The 22,194-nt window shown below is 69.3% G+C and carries 23 protein-coding genes; 19 read left to right on the top strand and 4 right to left on the bottom strand.

The window, feature by feature from the left end; genetic code table 11:
* Nucleotides 1–71 precede the first annotated feature (71 nt).
* The 3 genes from rpsO (at nucleotide 72) to AC1DB8_RS16345 (ending at nucleotide 4,300) form a co-directional block, all read left to right on the top strand.
* A complete protein-coding gene (gene rpsO / locus AC1DB8_RS16355) occupies nucleotides 72–341 on the top strand; it encodes a 30S ribosomal protein S15 (RefSeq protein ID WP_290258342.1) in 270 nt (89 codons plus the stop codon).
* Between the two features lie 243 nt (nucleotides 342–584).
* Entirely contained in the window at nucleotides 585–2,834 is a 2,250-nt protein-coding gene (locus AC1DB8_RS16350; RefSeq protein WP_441419447.1) for a polyribonucleotide nucleotidyltransferase, read from the top strand.
* Nucleotides 2,835–2,956: 122 nt separating this feature from the next.
* A complete protein-coding gene (locus AC1DB8_RS16345) occupies nucleotides 2,957–4,300 on the top strand; it encodes a M16 family metallopeptidase (protein WP_476893611.1) in 1,344 nt (447 codons plus the stop codon).
* 49 nt (nucleotides 4,301–4,349) lie between these two features.
* On the opposite strand, the gene AC1DB8_RS16340 is transcribed toward AC1DB8_RS16345, so the two are convergent.
* The gene (locus AC1DB8_RS16340; protein ID WP_441419382.1) at nucleotides 4,350–4,835 is read right to left on the bottom strand and encodes a DUF1579 domain-containing protein; all 486 of its coding nucleotides are present in this window, start codon (nucleotides 4,833–4,835) and stop codon (nucleotides 4,350–4,352) included.
* 344 nt (nucleotides 4,836–5,179) lie between these two features.
* On the opposite strand from AC1DB8_RS16340, the gene AC1DB8_RS16335 reads away from it, so the two are divergent.
* The 8 genes from AC1DB8_RS16335 (at nucleotide 5,180) to AC1DB8_RS16300 (ending at nucleotide 13,295) form a co-directional block, all read left to right on the top strand.
* On the top strand, nucleotides 5,180–6,379 hold the full coding sequence (locus tag AC1DB8_RS16335) for a substrate-binding domain-containing protein (RefSeq protein WP_476893610.1): 1,200 nt from the start codon (nucleotides 5,180–5,182) through the stop codon (nucleotides 6,377–6,379).
* A gap of 64 nt (nucleotides 6,380–6,443) precedes the next feature.
* Nucleotides 6,444–7,208 carry an ABC transporter ATP-binding protein gene (locus AC1DB8_RS16330; RefSeq protein WP_476893609.1) on the top strand — a complete coding sequence of 255 codons (765 nt, stop codon included), beginning with the start codon at nucleotides 6,444–6,446 and terminating at the stop codon, nucleotides 7,206–7,208.
* Nucleotides 7,205–8,014: an ABC transporter ATP-binding protein gene (locus AC1DB8_RS16325; protein ID WP_476893608.1), complete on the top strand. Its 810-nt coding sequence runs from the start codon at nucleotides 7,205–7,207 to the stop codon at nucleotides 8,012–8,014. Before AC1DB8_RS16330 ends, AC1DB8_RS16325 begins: the two co-directional genes overlap by 4 nt.
* A complete protein-coding gene (locus AC1DB8_RS16320) occupies nucleotides 8,011–8,886 on the top strand; it encodes a branched-chain amino acid ABC transporter permease (protein ID WP_476893607.1) in 876 nt (291 codons plus the stop codon). Before AC1DB8_RS16325 ends, AC1DB8_RS16320 begins: the two co-directional genes overlap by 4 nt.
* Nucleotides 8,883–10,130 carry a branched-chain amino acid ABC transporter permease gene (locus AC1DB8_RS16315; protein ID WP_476893606.1) on the top strand — a complete coding sequence of 416 codons (1,248 nt, stop codon included), beginning with the start codon at nucleotides 8,883–8,885 and terminating at the stop codon, nucleotides 10,128–10,130. Before AC1DB8_RS16320 ends, AC1DB8_RS16315 begins: the two co-directional genes overlap by 4 nt.
* Nucleotides 10,127–11,719 carry a class I adenylate-forming enzyme family protein gene (locus AC1DB8_RS16310; RefSeq protein ID WP_476893605.1) on the top strand — a complete coding sequence of 531 codons (1,593 nt, stop codon included), beginning with the start codon at nucleotides 10,127–10,129 and terminating at the stop codon, nucleotides 11,717–11,719. Before AC1DB8_RS16315 ends, AC1DB8_RS16310 begins: the two co-directional genes overlap by 4 nt.
* Nucleotides 11,716–12,393, top strand: coding sequence for a TetR/AcrR family transcriptional regulator (locus tag AC1DB8_RS16305; protein ID WP_441419383.1), 678 nt, complete (start codon nucleotides 11,716–11,718; stop codon nucleotides 12,391–12,393). Before AC1DB8_RS16310 ends, AC1DB8_RS16305 begins: the two co-directional genes overlap by 4 nt.
* Nucleotides 12,390–13,295 (top strand): alpha/beta hydrolase, encoded by a 906-nt coding sequence (locus AC1DB8_RS16300; RefSeq protein WP_476893604.1) that lies wholly within the window; start codon nucleotides 12,390–12,392, stop codon nucleotides 13,293–13,295. Before AC1DB8_RS16305 ends, AC1DB8_RS16300 begins: the two co-directional genes overlap by 4 nt.
* A 49-nt stretch (nucleotides 13,296–13,344) precedes the next feature.
* On the opposite strand, the gene AC1DB8_RS16295 is transcribed toward AC1DB8_RS16300, so the two are convergent.
* The gene (locus tag AC1DB8_RS16295) at nucleotides 13,345–13,626 is read right to left on the bottom strand and encodes a hypothetical protein (protein ID WP_476893603.1); all 282 of its coding nucleotides are present in this window, start codon (nucleotides 13,624–13,626) and stop codon (nucleotides 13,345–13,347) included.
* A 172-nt stretch (nucleotides 13,627–13,798) separates the two neighbouring features.
* Between AC1DB8_RS16295 and AC1DB8_RS16290 the strand changes: the two genes are divergently transcribed.
* On the top strand, nucleotides 13,799–14,932 hold the full coding sequence (locus AC1DB8_RS16290) for a helix-turn-helix transcriptional regulator (RefSeq protein ID WP_476893602.1): 1,134 nt from the start codon (nucleotides 13,799–13,801) through the stop codon (nucleotides 14,930–14,932).
* A gap of 18 nt (nucleotides 14,933–14,950) precedes the next feature.
* Here the strand turns inward: AC1DB8_RS16290 and AC1DB8_RS16285 are convergent, their stop codons facing one another.
* Complete coding sequence (locus AC1DB8_RS16285) at nucleotides 14,951–15,217, bottom strand: MoaD/ThiS family protein (RefSeq protein ID WP_476893601.1); 267 nt, start codon at nucleotides 15,215–15,217, stop codon at nucleotides 14,951–14,953.
* Nucleotides 15,218–15,224: 7 nt separating this feature from the next.
* Nucleotides 15,225–16,361: a GTP 3',8-cyclase MoaA gene (gene moaA / locus AC1DB8_RS16280; RefSeq protein ID WP_441419388.1), complete on the bottom strand. Its 1,137-nt coding sequence runs from the start codon at nucleotides 16,359–16,361 to the stop codon at nucleotides 15,225–15,227.
* 80 nt (nucleotides 16,362–16,441) lie between these two features.
* On the opposite strand from moaA, the gene AC1DB8_RS16275 reads away from it, so the two are divergent.
* From AC1DB8_RS16275 to AC1DB8_RS16245, 7 genes are all read left to right on the top strand, one after another.
* A complete protein-coding gene (locus AC1DB8_RS16275) occupies nucleotides 16,442–18,109 on the top strand; it encodes a molybdopterin-dependent oxidoreductase (RefSeq protein ID WP_476893600.1) in 1,668 nt (555 codons plus the stop codon).
* Nucleotides 18,110–18,135: 26 nt separating this feature from the next.
* Entirely contained in the window at nucleotides 18,136–19,353 is a 1,218-nt protein-coding gene (locus AC1DB8_RS16270; protein WP_476893599.1) for a molybdopterin molybdotransferase MoeA, read from the top strand.
* Nucleotides 19,341–19,841, top strand: coding sequence for a cyclic pyranopterin monophosphate synthase MoaC (gene moaC / locus AC1DB8_RS16265; protein WP_441419390.1), 501 nt, complete (start codon nucleotides 19,341–19,343; stop codon nucleotides 19,839–19,841). Before AC1DB8_RS16270 ends, moaC begins: the two co-directional genes overlap by 13 nt.
* Nucleotides 19,838–20,350 (top strand): MogA/MoaB family molybdenum cofactor biosynthesis protein, encoded by a 513-nt coding sequence (locus AC1DB8_RS16260; RefSeq protein WP_441419391.1) that lies wholly within the window; start codon nucleotides 19,838–19,840, stop codon nucleotides 20,348–20,350. Before moaC ends, AC1DB8_RS16260 begins: the two co-directional genes overlap by 4 nt.
* On the top strand, nucleotides 20,340–20,816 hold the full coding sequence (locus AC1DB8_RS16255) for a molybdenum cofactor biosynthesis protein MoaE (RefSeq protein ID WP_476893598.1): 477 nt from the start codon (nucleotides 20,340–20,342) through the stop codon (nucleotides 20,814–20,816). The genes AC1DB8_RS16260 and AC1DB8_RS16255 overlap by 11 nt, the downstream gene beginning before the upstream one ends.
* Before the next feature lie 74 nt (nucleotides 20,817–20,890).
* On the top strand, nucleotides 20,891–21,649 hold the full coding sequence (dapB, locus tag AC1DB8_RS16250; RefSeq protein WP_441419393.1) for a 4-hydroxy-tetrahydrodipicolinate reductase: 759 nt from the start codon (nucleotides 20,891–20,893) through the stop codon (nucleotides 21,647–21,649).
* Complete coding sequence (locus tag AC1DB8_RS16245) at nucleotides 21,649–22,137, top strand: hypothetical protein (protein ID WP_476893597.1); 489 nt, start codon at nucleotides 21,649–21,651, stop codon at nucleotides 22,135–22,137. Before dapB ends, AC1DB8_RS16245 begins: the two co-directional genes overlap by 1 nt.
* Nucleotides 22,138–22,194: the final 57 nt, after the last annotated feature.

The raw sequence follows: 22,194 nt of genomic DNA, 5'->3' as shown, positions 1-22,194 counted from the left end.
GGATTTCCGGCGCGGCACACCCGGCAGTGAATTACTGATTCGGGCCTCACGGCACATCTCTAGGAGTTAACGTGGCACTTGAAGCCGCTGTAAAGCAGTCCATCATGAAGGATTTCGCAACGTCCGAGGGCGACACCGGCTCGCCGGAGGTCCAGGTTGCAGTCCTGACCCAGCGGATCAAGGATCTGACGGAGCACATGAAGGTGCACAAGCACGATTACCACACCCAGCGCGGTCTGCTGGCCATGGTTGGTCGTCGCAAGCGCATGCTCACCTACCTCAAGAACACTGACATCAACCGCTACCGTGCGCTCATCGAGCGCCTCGGCCTGCGCCGCTAGTCAGCTCTAGGGGGCGGCCCTTTCCATCGGAAGGGGCCGCCTTCTGCAAAAAAACTCAACAGGAGGATCAACCGCATCACGCATTCGCGGTCCTCGGTAGTGATCTCCGGGAACGGCTTCAAGGACTGAAGCCTTGGCCCGTGGGTCTCGATCGATGACCGGGTGCAGTGCAGTCCAGTAGACAGATGCTGGACTGGGTTGATGCGGCTGGACTCCGTAAATCAAGAAACGGAGGTGACTCTCTTGGAGGGTCCCGAAATCCAGTTCTCAGAAGCCGTCATTGACAATGGCCGCTTCGGCAAGCGGGTTATCCGCTTTGAAACCGGCCGTCTTGCCAAGCAGGCAGCCGGCGCAGCAATGGTCTACATCGATGAAGAGACCGCGCTGCTGTCCGCAACTACCGCCGGCAAGCACCCGCGCGAAGGTTTTGACTTCTTCCCGCTGACCGTCGACGTCGAAGAGCGCATGTACGCCGCGGGCCGCATCCCGGGCTCGTTCTTCCGCCGCGAAGGCCGTCCCTCGACGGAAGCCATCCTGGCCTGCCGCCTGATGGACCGCCCGCTGCGCCCCGCGTTCGTGAAGGGCCTCCGCAACGAGGTCCAGATCGTCGTCACCGTGCTGTCCATCAACCCGGACGAGCTGTACGACGTCGTCGCTATCAACGCGTCCTCGATGTCCACCCAGCTCTCCGGCCTGCCCTTCTCCGGCCCGATCGGCGGCGTCCGCGTTGCCCTCGTCGCCGACGAGCACGGCTCGCAGTGGGTTGCCTTCCCGAAGCACTCGCAGCTGGAGAACGCCGTCTTCAACATGGTTGTTGCCGGCCGCATCGCGGGCGACGACGTTGCGATCATGATGGTCGAAGCCGAAGCCACGGACAACTCCTGGAACCTGATCAAGGAACAGGGCGCCACCGCCCCGACCGAAGAGGTTGTTTCCGAGGGCCTCGAGGCCGCCAAGCCGTTCATCAAGGCTCTCTGCGAAGCGCAGTCCGACCTGGCAGCCCGCGCCGCCAAGCCGACCGTCGAGTTCCCGGTCTTCCTGGACTACCAGGACGACGTCTACGCCGCCGTCGAGTCCGCTGCCGCCGAGAAGCTGGCCGCTGTCTTCCAGATCGCCGACAAGCAGGAGCGCGACACCGCCTCCGACGAGCTGAAGGACGAGGTCACCTCTTCCCTGGCCGGCCAGTTCGAAGGCCGCGAGAAGGAACTGTCCGCAGCCTTCCGCTCCGTCACCAAGCAGGTCGTGCGCCAGCGCATCCTCAAGGACCAGATCCGCATCGACGGCCGCGGCCTGACGGACATCCGCCAGCTCACCGCCGAGGTCGAGGTCCTGCCCCGCGTCCACGGCTCGGCCATCTTCGAACGCGGCGAGACCCAGATCATGGGTGTCACCACGCTGAACATGCTCAAGATGGAACAGCAGATCGACTCGCTGTCTCCCGTGACGCGCAAGCGCTACATGCACAACTACAACTTCCCGCCGTACTCCACCGGCGAGACCGGCCGCGTCGGTTCGCCGAAGCGCCGCGAAATCGGCCACGGTGCCCTCGCAGAGCGCGCCATCATGCCGGTCCTGCCCTCCCGCGAGGAATTCCCCTACGCGATCCGCCAGGTATCTGAGGCTCTCAGCTCCAACGGTTCGACGTCGATGGGTTCCGTCTGCGCCTCCACGCTGTCCCTGCTGAACGCAGGCGTGCCGCTGAAGGCCGCCGTTGCCGGTATCGCCATGGGCCTGGTCTCCGACCAGGTTGACGGCCAGACCCGCTACGCAGCCCTGACCGATATCCTCGGCGCCGAAGATGCCTTCGGCGACATGGACTTCAAGGTTGCCGGTACCTCCGAGTTCGTCACGGCCATCCAGCTGGACACCAAGCTCGACGGTATCCCGGCGTCGGTCCTGGCCGCCGCCCTGAAGCAGGCCCGCGAGGCCCGCCTGCACATCCTGGACGTGCTGAACTCCGCGATCGACACCCCGGACGAGCTCTCCGAGTTCGCGCCGCGCGTCATCGCGGTCAAGATCCCGGTAGACAAGATCGGCGAGGTCATCGGCCCGAAGGGCAAGATGATCAACCAGATCCAGGAAGACACCGGAGCCGACATCTCGATCGAGGACGACGGAACTGTCTACATTGGCGCCACGAACGGCCCGTCTGCCGATGCAGCACGGTCCGCGATCAACGCCATCGCCAACCCGCAGGTCCCGGAAATCGGCGAGCGTTACCTGGGCACGGTCGTCAAGACCACGACCTTCGGCGCCTTCGTTTCCCTGACCCCGGGCAAGGACGGTCTGCTGCACATCTCCGAGCTGCGCAAGATCGCCGGCGGCAAGCGCGTGGACAACGTCGAAGACGTTGTTTCCGTTGGACAGAAGATCCAGGTGGAAATCACCAAGATCGACGACCGCGGAAAGCTCTCCCTCTCGCCCGTCGTGGCCGATGAGGAAGGGTCTGCGGACGCTGCCAACACTGAGGTCTCCGAGGAGTCCGCAGAGTAGTCTTTCCTGACCCAAGCAGCGGGGCCGGTGGATTCGTCCACCGGCCCCGCTGCCGTTAAAGGCAGGTAGGATTGCAGGCAGATTTGGCACGTTTCCCGTGACGGTTTTATTGAAAGGCCTTAATGACTGTCGTTCCCCTGCCGCTTGAGCAGAACCAGCACGCTGACACCCTCATCCACGGAGCCGACGGCGGCTCGCAGGTGCGTCGGTCGGTACTGCCCGGCGGCGTCCGGGTGCTGACCGAGGCAATGCCGGGGCAGCGCTCCGCGACCATCGGTTTCTGGGTCGGCGTCGGCTCGCGTGATGAGGCCCCCGGGCAGCACGGCTCCACCCACTTCCTGGAGCACCTGCTGTTCAAGGGCACCAAGCGGCGCACCGCGCTGGAAATCGCCTCCGCCTTCGACGAGGTGGGCGGGGAATCGAACGCCGCCACCGCCAAGGAGAGCACCTGCTACTTCGCCCGGGTGCTGGACACGGACCTTCCGATGGCCATCGACGTCATCGCGGACATGATCACCGGCGCCGTGCTGGACCCGCAGGAGATGGAGCAGGAGCGCGACGTCATCCTTGAGGAAATCGCCATGGACAGCGACGATCCCACCGACGTCGCGCACGAACACTTCGTCGCCGCGGTCCTCGGCACGCACCCGCTCGGCCGCCCGATCGGCGGCACGCCGGATGCCATCCACGCCGTTGCCCGCGACTCGGTCTGGGACCACTACCGCCGTTACTACCGACCGGATGAGCTGGTCATCACCGCCGCCGGGGGACTGGACCACGACGTCGTCTGCGAACTCGTGGTGCACGCTTTGCACTCTGCCGGCTGGGAACTCGAACACGACGCCGCCCCCGTGCAGCGCCGCTCCACCGAACGCGCCTCGATCACCGGCACCGCGGGATTGCACGTGGTCAAGCGCCCGGTGGAACAGGCCAACATCATCATGGGCTGCCCGTCCCTGGTAGCCACCGATGACCGGCGCTTCGTGATGAGCGTGCTCAACGCCGTGCTGGGCGGCGGCATGTCATCGCGGCTGTTCCAGGAGGTCCGCGAGAAGCGCGGCCTGGTGTACTCGACCTACTCCTTCGCCTCCTCCTACGCCGACGCCGGCTACTTCGGCATGTACGCCGGGTGCACGCCGTCAAAGGTCCGGCAAGTCCTGGAGCTCCTCGGCGCCGAGCTGGACAAACTGGCCGAGGGCGGCATCTCCGAAGAGGAACTCCGCAAGGCCGTCGGCCAGCTCAGCGGTGGCATCGTCCTGGCCCTGGAAGACACCGGTTCGCGGATGTCCCGGCTGGGCCGCGCCGAACTGGTCTCCGGCGAGTACCAGGACATCGACGAGACCCTGCGGCAGATCAAAGCCGTCACCGCGGCCGAGGTCCAGGAGCTGGCGCGCGAACTCGCGGCCGCCCCGCGGACCGTCACCGTGGTAGGTCCCTTCGAGGAAACCGAGACGTTCGGCCTCTAAGCCGGTCCTCCCGCAGCTCGGGAGGGGTAATTGCCGGTCCTCCCGCAGCTCAGGCGGCGACGGGCGCGGGCTCCGGGACGCGGCGGCACACCGTGGTCATGAAAGGGCTGAAGTCGCTCGCGCTCCCTAGCCGCAGCCCGGCGGAGTGCGTCAGCTGGCCGTTCTCAACCCGCAGGGTGTGCCGGGCGGTACCGCGGTCGCTGCGCCGTTCGATGGTCAGGGTGCCGTCGTGCCAGCTGGCCCGGGCGGGCGCCTCCGGGGGCAGGCCCATGCTGTTGACGTGGTACCAAAGCGTATCGGGATGGTCGGGGTCCATGGTGAACACCCCGACGCCCTCGGTCTTGGCGCCGTCGGCGCCGGTATGGCGGTAGCTCATGGTCACAGCCAGGCCGGCTGCGGCGCGGGCGAAAACGACCTCGGCCGCGGCGGCCCGGGCGGGACCCCAGGCGGTGGCTTCCCACTGGGTGGTGCCGCTCCATTGCCCCAGGAATGCCTCAAGGGCCTCGTGTGCGCTGCCTGGCAGCGGTCGATCCATGCTTCCTCCGACTGGGCTTCGCTTCGGCTGGCCCCGCCACCATCATCACGCCGTGCCCCGCGGCTGTAAAGGATCGGACCCGATTGGGATCCGGGGGAGGGCTCGACGGTCCCGCTCCGGATCCGGGGGAGTGGCGGATGTTCCGCACCCTTCTGCGGGAGGGCCGTTGACGCACGCGGCGCCGGAAAGTTGCCGTTTCGTTACCGGGGCTGCCCCGAATCCCATTGACATGGTGTGAGCCGCGTCATAGGTTTGCCGTAATCTGAATCACCTTTCAGGTTCAGCTGCTACCTCCTGTCGGATCTCCTGCTGAGATTCCGCGGATTCTCAACGAAAGGCATCCCGTGACGGATACAAAGAAGTTCCTGATGGCCGCCGTGATGGCCACGGGGCTCGCCCTCAGCGCCTGTGCGCCCACCGCCGGGTCGGCTGCGCCGGTGGGCTCCGGCGGTGCCGGCAAAGCCGAGCCCGTCAACGTCGGCATCATCTATTCCAAGACCGGACCGCTCGCGGCGTACGGGGCGACCTACTACGAGGGCCTCCAGGCCGGCATTGACTACGCGACCGGCGGCACCGGCGAGATCAACGGCGCCAAGATCAACCTGACCTACGCGGACGACGCCGGCGACCCGGACAAGGCCGTCACCGCCGCCAAGGACATGATCGGCAAGGGCTACAAGATTATTGGCGGCACCGCGTCGTCAGGAATCGCCGTGAAGCTCGCGGAGCAGGCCCAGCAGAACAAGGTGCTATACATCTCCGGGGCAGCGGCCACCGACGCCATCCAGGGCGTTAACAAGTACACCTTCCGTTCCGGCCGGCAGAGCCTGCAGGACGTCGCCACCGCCGGCACCTTTATCAACACCAACGGCAAGAAGGTCGTCGTCTTTGCACAGGACAACGCGTTCGGCCAGGGCAACGTCGCCGCCGTTAAGGCTGTCCTCGGAGCCAAGGGCGCCACTGTTGGCTCCGTCCTGGTCCCGGAAAACCAGGAATTGACCCCGTTTGCCCGTCAGCTCCTCGACACCAAGCCGGATATGGTTTTCGTGGCCTGGGCCGGGGCAACCACCGGCAGCATGTGGCAGGCACTGAGCCAGCAGGGCGTCTTCGACGCCGCCCCCGTCGTGACCGGCCTGGGAGACGCGTCCAGCTTCGGCGCCTACGGCCCGGCGAGCTCCAAGATCAGCTTCCTCAGCCACTACTTCCCGGGTGCCTCAGGCACCGAGGTGGAAAAGAAGATGATCGCCGCCGTCGAGAAGGCCGGCCACAAGGCCGACCTGTTCACCCCGGACGGCTTCGTCCTTGGCCAGCTCATCGCCCAGGCAATCAAGGAAGGCGGCGGGACGGACCCTGACGCCATGGTCAAGGCTCTCGAAGGCTTCAGCTTCGATGGCCCCAAGGGCAAGGAAACCGTGCGCGCGTCGGACCACGCCCTGGTCCAGGACATGTACCAGGCCAAGCTGGTCCAGAAGGGCGCCACCTGGGCTCCCGAGCTCGTCAAGGTGGTTCCCGGCGACACGGTCGCGCCGCCGGAAAAGAAGTAGCCGCCCGGCCCGTTGGGGCCAGGCACCCTTCCCCGGACCAGACCGCGAGAAACGAAGGAACCGTATGACAACCCCAGCCCTGCCCGCCCTTGCGGTGGATGGCCTTGGTCTGCAGATCGGCGGTGCGCGCATCCTCCAGGATGTGGGCTTCGCCGTCGGCGCCGGCGAGATGATCGGCGTCATCGGCCCCAACGGGGCCGGCAAGACCACCTTGTTCAACCTGATCTCCGGCGTGCTGCGGCCCACCGCGGGCAGCATTACGCTGAACGGCAGGGAGATCACGGCCGCGCCTATCCACCGCCGGGCCAAGGCAGGGCTGGGACGGACCTTCCAGACCTCCAACCTGTTTCCCCGGCTGAGCGTGCTGGAGAACGTCCGGCTCGCGGCCCAGGCGAAACTGGGCGGCAGCTTCAGCGTTCTGCGCTTTCCGTCGGCGTCGGACGAGGCCACCCGGATCGCGCGGGGCACCATCGCGGAGGTCGGCCTCACCGGCAAACTCACGACGGCGGCGGGGGACCTCTCGCACGGCGAGAAGCGCAAGGTCGAAATCGCCGTACTGCTGGCGACGGATCCCGCCGTCGTCCTGCTCGACGAACCGATGGCCGGGGTGGCGTCGGGGGACGTCCCGTCCCTCACCGCGATCATCCGGGGAATGCACCGGGACCGCGGCTGCACCGTGATGATGGTCGAGCACCACATGGACGTCGTGCTGGGCCTGGTGGACAGGGTGGCCGTGATGCACCACGGCAGCCTGTTGGCCCTGGACAGCCCGGCCGCCGTTATGGCCGATCCCACCGTGCAAAGCGCCTACCTCGGAGAACCCGTATGAGCCCCGCCACCGAACGCCCCGCCGCCGAAGCCCCGCCCATCCTGCGGGTCGAGGGCCTCAATGCCAGGATCGCCGGGCAGCAGGTGGTGGAGGATGTGTCCTTCACCGTCCCCGCGACCGGAATCACCGCATTGCTGGGCCGCAACGGCGTCGGGAAAACCAGCACCATCAAGGCCATCATCGGCCTGATCGACCGCGCGGGCATTGTCGAACTGGCCGGCGAACGGATAGAGAAGGAAGCGACCTTCAAGATCATTCAGCGCGGTGTTGGTTACGTCCCGGAGGACCGTGAGGTCTTTTCCGGGCTGACGGTCGCGGAGAACCTCCGGCTCGCCGAACGCGATGCCGCCCCGCGCCGGCAACTGGTAGAGGAACTCTTCCCGGACCTGCTGGCGCGCTCCGCCCAGATGGCCGGGACGCTGTCCGGCGGCCAGCAGCAGATGGTCTCGCTGGCACGGGCCCTGCTGAACACCAACAAGATCCTGCTGGTCGACGAGCCCACCAAGGGCCTCGCGCCCAAGATCGTCGGTGAGGTGGCGGAGACCCTGGCCGAGGCAGCCAGGACCGTCCCGATCCTGCTCGTCGAGCAAAACCTCCACGTGGTCCGCCAGCTGGCCGAGGGCGCCGTCGTGCTCTCCGGCGGACGCGTGGTCCACACCGGCCGCGCCCTCGACTTCCTCGATGACGCGGTGCTGATCCAACGGCATCTGGGTGTCTCCAGCGAGACCGCGTCTCACCGGGACCCCGCCATGGACCCCGCCATGGAACCCGCCGCGGACCCCGCCGAGAAAGGCGCTGCCCTGTGAGCACCCTCGTCCTGCTGTTGTTCACCGGCCTCGGCCTTGGTGCACTGTACTTCCTCGTTGCTGCCGGCCTGTCCCTGATCTACGGGCTAATGGGGGTGCTGAACTTCGCGCACGGCGCCTTCCTGACCCTGGGTGCCTTTACCGGCTGGGAAATGGCCCGCCGCGCCGGCTCTGACAACTGGGGAATCTTCCTGCTGTCACTCGTCGTCGGGGCCGCCGCCGGCGCTGCGTTTGCCGCGTTCACCGAGTTCGTCCTGATCCGCAGGCTCTACCAGCGCCACATCGAGCAGGTGCTCGTCACGCTGGGCCTGTCCCTCGCCGCCGTCGCGCTGTTTGACGGCACGTGGGGAACCGACCCGGTGTACATCCAGGGCCCTGCGTGGTTCAAGGACACTACCGACATCCTTGGCGCGCGGGTCCCCAACGACCGTTTCGTCTGCATCATCGCCGCCCTGTTAGTGCTGCTGGCGCTGGTGTTATTCCTCAAAAAGACCCGCTACGGCATGATCATCCGCGCAGGCGTCGAAAACCGGTCCATGGTCACCGCCCTCGGCATCGACGTCCGCAAGGCCTTCACCCTCGTCTTCACCATCGGCGGGGCGGCGGCGGGCCTCGGTGGGGTTCTCGCCTCGCACTACTTCGGCTACGTCTCACCGATGCTCGGCGGCTCGCTGCTGATCTTCGCCTTCATCGTCACGGTGATCGGCGGCCTCGGCTCACTGACCGGCGCGGCCATCGCCGCCGTCGCCGTCGCTATCCTGCAGCAGTTCGCCAACTTCTACCTCGGCGGCACCGGTGACTTCGTCGTCGTACTGGCGCTGGCCCTCGTGCTGCTGTTCCGTCCCACCGGCCTGCTTGGGAGAACCGCATGACCACCGAAACTGACCCCAACAGCACCGACGGCACCAACATCGACGGCACCAACACAGGACAGCCGGCGGCCGACGGCGCCGACGCCCGCCGGAGCCGGAAAGCCGCCGCGCAGGGAGGACCCCGCACCCCTTCCGACGGCGCACGCCCCGTCCCCGCGGGCCGCCGCCTCGCAGCGCGGGCCGCGGGCGCAGCCGGAGTGCTGCTCCTGGTCCTGCTCCCGCTGCTGAACATCTCCCTGCCAGGCGTGCTGCCCGGCCCCAGCTACACGCCCGGGTCCCTGCAGTTGCTGGCCATGTGCATGCTGATGGCAGCCGCCGCCCTGACCTACCACCTGCTCCTCGGCGTTGCCGGGCTGCTGTCCTTCGGGCACGCGCTCTACTTCGGCGCCGGGGTCTATGGCCTGGCGATCATTCTGCAGAACCTGGACATCCCGCTGCTGCCGGCCATGGGGCTCACGCTGCTGATAGTGGTCGTACTGGCCCACGTGGTGGGCAGCATCAGCCTGCGCGTCAGCGGCATCCCCTTCGCCATGGTCACGCTCGCGTTCGCCCAGGCCGGCTCGGTGATCGTCGGCCGTAACCCCGACGGCCGGACCGGCGGCGACGAGGGTATGACGCTGCGCACCGACAACCTGCCGGACTTCCTGGTGGGCGTGGTCAACACCCGCAACCTGTACTGGCTGGCACTGGCCGTGCTGGTTGCCGTGTTCGTCATCGTCACCTGGGTGCAGTCCTCCCGGGCCGGTCACACCGCGGCCGCCGTGCGCGAAAACGAACTGCGCGTCCGGGTCCTGGGCCTGCAGCCATACCTCGTGAAGCTGCTGATCTTCGTTCTCTCCGCGATCCTGGTCTGCGTGATCGGCATGGTCTTCCTGCTGCTGCAAAGCGGGGCCGTGCCGCGGGCCATCTCCTCGGACCTCACCATCATGCTGCTGGTGATGGTGGTCCTGGGCGGCGTGGGCTCGCGCTGGGGCGCTGTGGTCGGTGGCGTGTTCTACACCATCCTCGACCAGCGGCTTACGACACTCGCCAACTCCGAGGCCGTGAAATCCCTTCCGGACATCCTGCGGGTACCGTTGTCAGAACCGTTGTTCATCCTCGGCACGCTCTTCATCCTGGTGGTGCTCTTCCTCCCCGGCGGCCTCGCCGGAACCGCCGAGCGGCTGGCGCAGCGCCGCAGGGGCACCCGTGCCGGCAGCAGCGGTATCGAGACGCCCCAAAACATCCTGGAGGACGCTGCATGAGCAACCCGACCGGTCCGAACCAGGCCGACGGCCTGCACACCCTGGGCCGCTGGACCACCGACCGCAGCCTTTCCACGCCGCACCGGGTCGCCATCGACGACCGCGGCTGCACCCTGCTCTACAGCGAGCTGGAACGCCGTGCCTCGGCTCTTGCTGCCGGGTTCCGTGCCGCCGGTTACGCGATCGGGGACCGGATCGCGAGCCTCACCGGCAACAGCTCGGACCATGTGGTGGCCTTCTTTGCCTGTGCCAAGGCCGGACTGGTCCTGGTCCCGCTGTCCTGGCGGCTCTCGCCCCGGGAACTCGCGGCGCAGCTCGAACTCGCCGAGCCCCAGCTGCTGCTGGTGGAAGGCGAGCTCGACTCGCTCGCCGCGGCGGCGTGCGCACTGCTGCCGCACCGGCCGCGGACCGCTGCCCTGGGCCCCGGCGGCGTCGAAAGGGCCGTCCCGCTGCCCTCGCGCGTGCGGCCGGCGCCCTCGGCCGACGCCGGCGCGCCACGCCGGGACGTGCGCGACGACGACGCCCTGCTGATGATTTTCACCTCCGGCACCGAGGGGGCCAGCAAGGCCGCCGTCCTGACCCACGCCAACTGTTTCTGGAACAACCTCTCGCTCTCGCGGACCCTGGACATGGGCAGCAATGACGTGGTGCTGGCCGTGCTCCCGCAGTTCCATGTGGGCGGCTGGAACATCCAGCCGCTGCTGGCGTGGTGGGTCGGCGCCACCGTGGTGCTGGAACGCGGGTTCGATCCGGGCCGCGTGCTGCAGCTTATCGCCGAGCGGGGCGTGACCATGCTGATGGGTGTCCCCACCCAGTACCTGATGCTGGCCGAGCACCCGGACTTTGCCCGGGCCGAACTCGGCAGCCTGCGCCACGCCGTGGTGGGTGGGGCGCCGATGCCGGCGCCGCTGCTGCGGATCTGGCACCGCCGGGGAGTGGCCCTGAGCCAGGGCTACGGCCTGACGGAGGCCTCGCCCAATGTGCTGTGCCTGCCGAATGAGGACGCCGAACGGATGGTGGGCTACTCCGGCAAGCCGTATCCGCACGTCGCCGTCGCCGTGGCGGACCCGGTCACCGGAGAAATCCTCGACGGCGCCGCCAGCGGCGAGCTGCTGGTCGGGGGCCCGGGCGTATTTGCCGGCTACTTCCGCGATCCCGCCGCCACGGCTGCCGTCCTCGCCGGCGGCTGGCTGCGCACCGGCGACCTGGTGGAGCGCGACGCCGAGGGGTACATCAAAGTCGTGGACCGGCTCAAGGACATCTACATCTCCGGCGGCGAGAACGTGGCCCCGGCGGAGGTCGAGGCCGCCCTGCTGGGCCACCCGGCGGTGGCGCAGGCCGCCGTCGTCGGGGTGGAGGACGCACGCTGGGGCGAAAGCGGCATGGGCTTCGTCGTGGTCCGTCCCGGGATGGCCACCGACGAGCAGGAGCTGCTGGAACACTGCGCATCCCAGCTGGCCCGCTTCAAGGTCCCGGCCCGGATCGAGCTGGTCCCAGCGCTGCCACGCACCGCACTGAACAAGGTACTCCGCGCCAAGCTGCGCCAGGAACTGGCCGGTCGCGGCTCCGCGGCAGGGGGACGGGCATGAGCGCCGCGCCGCGCACCGCCCGCGGCACCCGCACCCGGGCCAAGCTGCTCGAGGCCGCGGAGTCGGTCTTCGCCTCAGTGGGCTACCACGAAGCCTCGATCGTCAAGATCACGGAGGCGGCCGGCGTCGGCCTCGGCACGTTTTACCTGTACTTTGACGGCAAACAGGCCATCTTCGACGAAGTGGTCGAGGACCTGAACCGGCGCGTCCGGCACGCCATGACCGATGCGGCCAAGAGCGCAGGTACCCGGCTCGAGGCGGAACGGGCCGGCTTCCGGGCCTTCTTCCGCTTCACCGCGCAGCACCCCGCCCTGTACCGGATCATCCGGCAGGCCGAGTTCGTCTCGCCCGGCGCGCTGCGTCTGCACTACACCCGGGTCGTGAACGGCTACATCGAGGGCCTGAAAGCGGCCCAGCTCAGCGGCGAGGTCCGGGAGATGGACCCCACCGTCGCGGCCTGGGCCCTGATGGGCATCGGTGAGCTGATCGGGATGCGCTGGGTCCTTTGGGACGAGGAGGGTGCCGAACCCGCCACCGGGGCCCGGCCCGACGTACCCGAAGAAGTCTTCGAGGAGATGATGCAGTTCATCGAACGGGCCCTTGCGCCCTCGCCCGGTTCCGCGCCAGGAACGGCCGCGAACCCCACACCGCCCCAGGAAGGGACAGCCCCATGACCCAGACAGCCAGCAAGGACACGTACCGCACCGCCGAAGTGGAGGTCCGCGGCGGCACGCTGCACACCGCCATCTGGGGCCCGGACGATCCCGACGCCCCGACCATCCTCGCCGTCCATGGGGTCACCGCCTCGCACAAGGCCTGGCCGTACCTGGCCGAGGCGCTGCCGGAGGTCCGGATCATCGCCCCGGACCTGCGCGGACGCGGCCGCAGCAACAACTTGCCCGCCCCGTACGGGATGCCCTCGCACGCGGAGGATCTCGCCGCGGTGCTGGCGGCGCTGGCCCCGGGGCCGGTCGTCGTCGTGGGGCATTCGATGGGCGCCTTCGCCTCGGTCGTCCTGGCGAACCTGTTCCCGGAGCGCGTCCGCTCCCTGGTGCTGGTGGACGGCGGACTGCCGCTCCAGGTCCCGGAGGGGATTTCCGACGAGCAGCTCATCTCCTCGGTGCTCGGCCCGGCTGCCGAGCGCCTCAACGCCACGTTCCCTAGCCGCGAGGTGTACCGCTCCTTCTGGCGGCAGCACCCGGCGTTCAGCGCCGGCTGGGGGCCGCTCGTGGAAGCCTACGTTGACTACGACCTCACCGGCGAGGAGCCGGAACTGCGGCCCGCCACGCGCTATCAGGCGATGGCCGAGGACACCGCGGAACTGCACCGGGGCGCCTCGCTACTCAAGGCGCTGGACGAACTCGCCGTGGACACCGAGGTCCTCCGGGCGCCGCGCGGGCTGCTGAACGAGCCGGCCGCCCTTTACGCGCCCGGCTACCTGGACGACTGGGCCGCGAAGCTGCCGTCCCTGCGGGTCCGGGAGGTGCCGGATGTCAACCATTACACGATCGTGATGGGCGAGGCCGGCGCCGCGGCCGTGGCCGAAAGCGTGCGGGAGGCCCTGGCCGGCAGTTGAGGGAGCCTGTGGACGGCGCCTAGCCGCCGGCGAAGGGCGGCACCGCTCCTCAGCCGGCGGACTCGAGGATCCGGGTTATTGGAGTCCCCTGCAGTGCCGGGGCCGCAGCGGGCGAATTCCAGACACGTTCCTGCAACCTGGCGAGCAGGGCTTCCGCCTGGACCCGCTGCCCGAAATCGAGCTCCACCACTACATACTGCGGATCGTCCACCGGCCGGCTGATGCGGTGCGCGGTAACCCCCGACTCGGCACGGTTGACAGGGTCACGGTCGAACGCTGTCTTCCACAGGTCGAAATCCTTGATCTTGTGCTCAATCTGCAAGGTGTACATCTCGAGTCCTCCTTACGTCTCTTCTGTGGCTGCGGGATATTCCACGGTAGGAGCCGCGGGCCGGCCCGCGGTATCCCAGATATCTGGGAGGGCGGCCAGGGCCGCGCCGGGGTCCGGAGCGCCCTTGAGCCGGTCGATTCAGAAGGCGATGCCCAAGGTACATACTGATGTCATGACCACCAGCTGGGCGCTGAGCCGGAGTCTGGAACGCATCGGCAACCTCTGCCGGGACGTGCTGGATGACCATGAGCTGCGCCGGGGATTACTGGCTGAACTCGGAAGGACTGTGCCATTCAGCGCCTATGCCTGGCCCTTGTCAGACCCGGAGTCGGCCACCGGTATCTCGCCGATGGCCAGGATTCCCTGCCCGGAAGAACTGCCCGAACTGATCCGGCTTAAATACCTGACGGCGGATGCCCGCTGGACCTCCTTGATGGGTCAGCGCCGGCCGGCGACGACCCTGCTGCTGGCCACGGGAGGGCAGCCGGCGCGGAGCCGGCTCTGGAATGGGCTACTGAGGCGCTACGGCGTGACGGACGTGCTGTCCGTGGTATTCGCCGATAAACAAGGGTGCTGGGGCTGGCTCGACTTGTGGCGAGGCGACGATGAAGGCGCGTTTTCCGAGCCGGAGACCGATTTCCTGGCCACGGCGGCTCCGCTGGTGGCAGCAGGCCTGCGGCGGAGCCGGGCGGCACAATGGCGGCAGGGCGTCGACGTCGGTGCCGCGGCCCGGGCGGGCGTCGCTAAGCCCTTGCCGCCCCAGGCCGTGCTCGTCCTCGACGAGCGGCTCGCCGTGCGGGGCCAGACGGCTTCGGCCGCCGACTGGCTGGGGCTGCTGCAACGCGGGCCCCGGCCCTACGAAGGGATCCCCGCCGAGGTCCTGAATGTCGCCGCCCAACTCCTGGCGGAGGAAGCCGGAGTGGACGACCACCCGGCGATGTCCCGCGTACCGGTGGGGCGCGGCGGCTGGGCTCTTTTGCGCTCCAGCCGGATGGACCCCGGGACGGGGGCAACGCCTTCGCTCGCGGTGACCATCCAGGAATGCCCGGCGGCGGACCGGCTGGAAGCGTTCGCGCGCTGCTTTGCCCTGACGCCGCAGCAGCACCGGCTGCTGGGGCTCTCCGCGGGCGGCCTCAGTACCTCCGAGCTGGCAGCCGCACTGCAGATCCGCCCCTATACCGTGCAGGACCTTTTCAAGGCACTCTTCTTGGCCTGCGGTGTACGGAGCCGGGGCGCCCTGCTAGGGCTGGCCCTTGGAGCGGCGGCCGTGTCGCCTCCGGCTGCGGCAGCAGCTGACGGACAGTGATGACCAGGTGGGGCGCGCCTAGCCGCCGGCGAAGGGCGGCAGCACGTCGACGACGTCGTCCGGGCCCAGGACGGCGGTAGTATTACGGACAGCCACCTCGTTGAGCAGGAAGCTGGAGCGGGAGAGGATGCGTGCCAGCGGCGGCGTGCCGGCGGGCGGCTCTGGGCGTTCGACGGCGAGGACCGCCTCGACCAGGGTGGCCAGCGTGGCGCCGACGGGCAGCTCGAACTTTTCCTCGTCCATGCCGGCGGCAGCGCGCGCGGCAGCGAAGTAGCGTACGTTCACGGGTGGTTCAGCCTCCGATGGCGCTCATGCTGCGGTCCGGCTGGACGAAGTCCGGGGCGTCCAGTCCGACGTGGTCCATGCCGTGGGCCTTGGGCTTGAGCCACATGGCATCCTGCCAGCGCTCGGCGAGCTGTGCGTCGCTGGCACCGCCGCGCAGCAGCCCCAGCAGGTCGGTCTCCTCGCGGGAGAAGAGGCAGCTCATGATTTTGCCCTCCGCGGTGATCCGGGTGCGGCGGCAGTCCGCGCAGAACGGTTCGGTGACCGAGGCGATGATCCCCACGGTGCCCAGCACCGGGCCGGTGGCCTGGTCCGTGCCCGGCACGCGGGCGCGGACTTCGAATCGCTCGGCCGGGGCACCGTCGCGCTCCCGCGGATCGGCGCTGAGCACGTAGTCGACGGAGAGCAGGTCCCGGATCTCCGCGGCCGTGATCATGTTCCGGCGGGTCCAGCCGTGGTCGGCGTCGAGCGGCATCTGTTCGATGAACCGCAGTTCGTAGCCGCGGCCCAGGGCCCAGGCGAGCAGCGCGGGGGACTCGGCGTCGTTGATGCCGCGCATCAGCACGGCGTTGAGCTTCACGGGCCCCAGGCCGGCGGCCCAGGCGGCGTCGACACCGGCGAGGACTCGGCCCAGGAACGGGCGCCGGGTCAGCTGGGTGAAGGTTTCCTCGTGCAGCGAGTCCAGGGAGACGTTGATCCGGGTCAGCCCGGCTGCCTTCAGCCCGGCGGCCTTCTTGTCCAGCCCCACGGCGTTCGTGGTCATCGAGATCGGCAGGTCCGGGTGCGCCTGGCGAAGGGCCGAAATGATGTCCAGCAAGTCCGCCCTGACCAGCGGTTCGCCGCCGGTGAGCCGGAGTTCGCGGACCCCCAGCTGTTCGACGCCGATACGCACGATCCGCACGATTTCCTCCGCCGTCATGACGGCCTGCTTGGACAGCCATTCGAGGCCTTCGGCCGGCATGCAGTAGCTGCAGCGGAGGTTGCATTTGTCCGTCAGCGAGAGCCGCATGTCGGTGGCGCGGCGGCCGTACCGGTCCACCAGCCCGGGAGCCATTCCGGCCGGGCGCCCGGCCGGCTGCGGCGCCGGTACGTTCGGGCCGGGGCCGCTTTCCGCACGGGGCTGGGGCATGCCAAGCTGAACACTCATAAAGTCAGGCTACGCCACTGCGGGCCAGGCATCACGCCCCGGAGCCAACGAACTGACGCCTGCGAACTTATGCTGGAAGCGTGAACACGTCCCAGACCGTTCCATCTTCGGCCCCCAGCGGAACGCCGCAGCCCGCCCCGCGGCGCACCCCGTGGTGGGCCGCCGCTGCCGGGGTGGCCGCCGTCGGGGCCGGCGTCGTCCTGGGCGAACTCGCGGCCGGGCTGCTCAGCCCCTCGGTTTCGCCGGTCACGGCGGTCGGCGGCGCGGTGATCGACGCCGTCCCGCCGGGCGTCAAGGACTGGGCCATCTCGCTCTTCGGCACGGCCGACAAGCTGGCCCTGCTCGGCGGGATAGCGCTGGTGATCGCGGCGCTGGCCGCACTGGCCGGGGTGCTGGAATGGCGCCGCCGCTTCGCCGGGCTGGCCGTGATCGCCGTCTTCGGCCTGGTGGGCGTCGCGGCCGTGCTGACCCGGGCCGAGGGGAGCGCCAATGCCGTTCCCGTCCCGCTGCTGGCCGCCGCGCTGGGCATGGTGCTGCTGCGGTGGCTAATCCGCCGGCTCAAGGACTGGTTCGACGCCGGCCCCGCAGCGGAAGGCCCCGCAGCGGAAGGCCCCGCTGAGGCAGGCGCCGCAGATGGCGAACCGGCCGAGGTCACCAGGCACGAACCGGCCGGCCGCCCTGCCCGCCGCCGCTTCCTGCAGTCCCTTGCGGTTACGGCGGCGATCGCGGGCGTGGGCGGGGTGCTTGCGTCTACGTTGCGCGGCGCGGCGGCGGCCGTCGTGGAGCTGCGCGGCAGGCTGGTCCTGCCCGGCCCGGCGTCCCGTGCGCAGCCGATACCCGCCGGAGCCGAGCTGTCCCTGGCGGGACTGGACCCCCTGGTCACCCCGAACAAGGACTTCTACCGGATCGACACCGCCCTGCGTGTCCCGCTCGTGGATCCGCACGAATGGAAGCTCAAAGTCACCGGCCTGGTGGACCACGAGATCGAGCTGGACTTCGACACCCTGCTGGCCAAGCCCCTGACCGAGCGGTACATCACCATCGCCTGCGTCTCCAACGAGGTGGGCGGTGACCTGATCGGCAACGCGCGCTGGCTCGGCTGGCCCGTCCGGGAACTGCTGGCGCAGGCCGGGCCGAAACCGGGAGCGGACATGGTGCTCTCCCGCAGCGCGGACGGCTGGACCGCCGGCACGCCGCTGGAGGTGCTCACGGACACCCGGGACGCACTGCTGGCGGTGGGCATGAACGGGGAGCCGCTGCCGCTCGAGCACGGCTTCCCGGTCCGGCTCGTCGTGCCGGGGCTCTACGGCTACGTCTCGGCGACCAAGTGGGTCACCGAACTGAAGATCACCCGGTTCGCGGACGACGTCGCCTACTGGACCCCGCGGGGCTGGAGCGAGCGCGGACCGATCAAGACATCGTCGCGGATCGACGTGCCGCGGGCCGGCCGGAGCGTGAACGCGGGGACGGTGGACTTCGGGGGCGTGGCCTGGGCCCAGCACCGCGGCATCGGCAAGGTGGAAGTGCGGCTGAACCGTGGTGAGTGGAAGCAGGCCGAACTGGCACCCGCGATCTCCACAGACACCTGGCGCCAGTGGAAGCTCTCCCTGCCGCTGGGCCCGGGACAGTACGAGGTGCAGGTCCGCGCCACCGACCTCGACGGCGTCCCGCAGGCGGAGGAGCGCGCCCCGGTGGCGCCCAGCGGGGCCACCGGCTACCACACCGTTACAGTGGACGTGAAGTCCTAGCCAGCCGAGCCAAAGGTCAACAACGTATGCGCCGCACCGCCAACAGGCCCGTAACCGTGGAAGCCCACCGGGACAAGGTCCGGGCGCTGCTGGCGCCGCTCTCCGCCCGCGTCGACACCGTGCCGCTCCGGGAGGCGCTGGGCCGCGGACTGGCCCTCGGGATCACTGCCCCGCTGGACCTCCCGCCGTTCGCCAACTCGCAGATGGACGGCTTTGCCATCCGCAGCGCCGACGTGCCCGACGGCGGCGCCGAACTGCGCGTCGCGGATCCCGTCCCGGCCGGCGCACAGCCCGCCGGACTGGCCCCCGGCACAGCCGCGCCCATCATGACCGGAGCCATGATCCCGGCCGGGGCAGACGCCGTCGTGCCCATTGAGCAGGCCGTTCCGGATTCCTTCCCCGCCGCCGGGGAAGCCGCCACCGTCCGGCTGCCCGCGACCCCGGCGGGCACCTTCGTCCGCGACGCCGGCAGCGACATTGCCGCCGGGCAGCCAGCCCTGGCCGCCGGAACCTTCCTGGGCCCCGGCCAGCTGGGACTGCTGGCCGCGTTGGGCCTGAGCCAGGTGCCGGTGCACGCCGTTCCGAGGGTCTTGCTGGTGACGACCGGCGATGAGGTGGTGGAACCGGGCAGCCCGCTGCAGCCCGGCAAGATCTACGACGCGAACGGCACCTTGCTCGAGTCCGCCCTCCGCCAGGCCGGCCTCCACGTCACCCGCACCGGCATCTCCGCCGACGACCCCGAGGAGCTGGCATCCCTGCTGCGCCGGCACGCGGCCGAGGTGGATCTGATCATTACCACCGGGGGAGTCAGCAAGGGCGCGTACGAGGTGGTCCGGCAGGCACTGGCGGGCCACGACGTCGAGTTCGGCGGCGTGGCCATGCAGCCGGGCGGCCCGCAGGGCATCGGCACCTTCGAGGGCGTGCCGGTCCTCGGCTTCCCGGGGAACCCGGTCAGTTGCCTCGTCTCCTTCGAAATGTTCCTGCGGCCCGTGCTGGCCGAACTGTTCGGCTCGCCGGCGCCGCGGACCGTGGTCCGGGCCCGGCTGGCCGAAGCACTGACTTCCCCCGGGGCCAAGCACCAGGTCCGGCGCGGCACCCTCGGCGCGGACGGCACCGTCCGCTTGGAAGGCGGCGCGGGATCCCATCTGGTGCACGCCCTGGCACACTCCAATGCCCTCGTTCAGCTTCCGGTGGGAACCGCGGCGCTCGCCGAGGGCGATGAGGTGGAAGTATGGATGCTGTGAACGAAGCAGATACCCCAGACAAGCCCGTGCTGACCCATCTCCGGCAGGACGGCACCGCGCAGATGGTCGACGTGTCCAACAAGGCCGAGACCACGCGGGAGGCCACCGCCACCGCCACGGTCAACAGCACCGCGGAGGTCCTGGCCCTGCTCGGTGCAGGTGAATTGCCCAAGGGGGATGCGCTGGCCGTCGCGCGGGTCGCCGGAATCCTGGCTGCCAAGAAGACCCCGGACCTGATTCCGCTCTGCCACCCGCTGCCGATCACCAAGGTGACTGTCGATTTTGAGCTCGCAGCCGAGTCCGTCACCGTGTTCGCCACGGTCAAGACCCGCGGTGTGACCGGGGTGGAGATGGAAGCCCTCACCGCTGTCTCCGTGGCGGCCCTGAGCGTGTACGACATGATCAAGGCCGTGGACAAGCATGCAGTCCTGACGGACATCAAGGTGCTGGCCAAAAGCGGCGGCAAGAGCGGGGACTGGACACTGTGAGCAGCACCGAACCGCACCGCCACGGCGAAGCCACCGGCCGGAAGGCCGGCATCGTGATCGCCTCCACCCGCGCCGCGGCCGGGGTCTATGAAGATCTCACCGGCCCCGTCATCGTCGACTGGCTGACCGAACACGGCTTCGAGACGTTTCCCGCGCTGGTAGTTCCCGACGGCGAGCCCGTCGGTGCAGCCCTGCGGGCGCTGCTGACCCAGCACCCCGCCGTCATCATCACCAGCGGGGGCACCGGCCTCAGCCCCACCGACGCCACCCCGGAACAGACGCTGCCGCTGCTGGACCGGGAGATCCCCGGCATCATGGAAGGCCTGCGGAGCGCGGGCACGGCCAAGACGCCGACCGCCATGCTGAGCCGCGGCCACGCCGGCGCCGCCGGCAGCACCTTCATCGTCAACCTCCCCGGATCCCCGAAGGGCGTCATGGACGGCCTGGGCGTGCTGGACCCGATCATCGGACACCTCTGCGACCAGCTGGAAGGCAGCCATGGACACTGAATCCGCCTTTGAAATCGTGCACGCCGTCCTCAGCGCCGAGCCCATCTCGGTGGACCAGGCCATCGCGGCGGTCGAATCGGACACGGCCGGAGCCGTGGTGAGCTTCAGCGGCGTCGTCCGCAACCACGACGGCGGCAAGCCCGTGCAGCGGCTCAGCTACAGCGCCCATCCCACGGCACACCAGGTGCTGGCCGACGTCGTCGCGCAACTCGTTGCCGAGCAGTCGGCGGCCGGGTCGGGCCAGCCCGGCCAGCCGGGCCAGCCGGTCCGGATCTGGGCCGCGCACCGGACCGGCCCGCTGGAGATCGGCGATCCCGCCCTGGTCTGCGCCGTCTCCGCGGCGCACCGCGGACAAGCCTTCGCGGTCTGCGCCGAACTGGTGGACCGGATCAAGGAGCAGGTTCCGATCTGGAAGGAACAATTCTTCGCCGACGGCACCGTCGAGTGGGTGGGCGCGGGCGGGTAGGAGCCGCGGTCGGGGCGGGTAATGCACGGGTCCCGGTTCCAGCCGGGAAGCGCCACGGCGGTAGGGTTGATGCCATGACCGAACAACTCGCCGTCGCCGTCCTGGGCGCCAACGGGCGCATGGGCGCCGAGGCCGTCAAAGCCGTGGAAACCGCCGAAGACTTGAAGCTCGTCGCCGCCCTGGGCCGCGGCGACTCCCTCGACGCCCTGGTGGACTCCGGCGCCCGCATCGTGATCGACCTGACCGTGCCCGAGAGCACCGAAGCGAACGTCCGCTTCGCCGTCGAACACGGCATGCACGCCGTGGTCGGCACCACCGGCTGGGACGCGGAACGGCTGGCACGGCTGGAAGCGAACCTCGCGGGCCAGCCCGGCGTTGGCGTCCTCATCGCCCCGAACTTCGCCCTCGGCTCGGTCCTGGCGTCCGCGTTCGCCGCGAAGGCGTCCCGCTATTTCGAATCGGTTGAAATCATTGAACTGCACCACCCGGAGAAGGTGGACGCCCCCTCCGGCACCGCCGTCCGCACCGCCCAGCTGATCGCCGCCGAGCGCGCCGGCGCCGGCGTCGCGTCCAGCCCGGATGCCACCACCAGCGAACGCCCTGGCGCGCGCGGCTGCGAGGTCGACGGCGTCCGCGTCCACAGCGTCCGGCTGCGCGGCCTCGTGGCGCACCAGGAGGTCCTGCTGGGCGGGCCGGGGGAGCAGTTGACCTTCCGCCACGACTCCTTCGACCGTGCCTCCTTCATGCCCGGCGTCCTGCTGGGGGTGCGCAACGTCGCGGCGCACCCGGGGCTCACCGTAGGCCTGGACGGCTACCTGGATCTGGGCCTCTGATGGCCAACCTCCTGGCGTCCTTCAAAGCCAACCGCACCAAGATCTGGGTGGGCGCGGTGACGCTCCTGCTGGTGTTCTACCTGGTGGTGTCCCTGCAGCGCTCGGTGCTGCTGCTTTCCGATTCGAACATGGTGGCGAAGGCCCTCGGTCTGGCCTATCTGCTGCTGCCGATCGTCGGGGCCTGGGCGCTGGTACGGGAGCTCTTGTTCGGGGCCCGGACCGAGCGGCTGGCCAAGATCCTGGAAGCCGAAGGCGGCCTGCCGGAGGACACCCTGCCGCGCACGCCTGCCGGCCGGATCATCCGCGAGGCTGCGGATCTGGAGTTCGAGAAATACCGGGCGGAAGCCGAGGCCGCCCCGGGGGACTGGCGTTCCTGGTTCCGGCTCAGCTGCGCCTACGACGCCGCGGGGGACCGCAAGCGCGCCCGCGCCTCGATGCGCGACGCCGTCCGCCTCTTCCGCGCCGGGTCACCGGACACCGGCGCCTAGCCGGGCGGACCTTGGCGGGTCGCTTTCGGCCGGCGGACGACGGCGGCTAGCCGTTTC

The sequence above is a fragment of the Arthrobacter sp. 10N410 genome, from assembly GCF_056394945.1.
The sequence above is the reverse complement of the archived record's forward strand: the minus strand, read 5'-3'. Positions and strand labels throughout refer to the sequence as shown.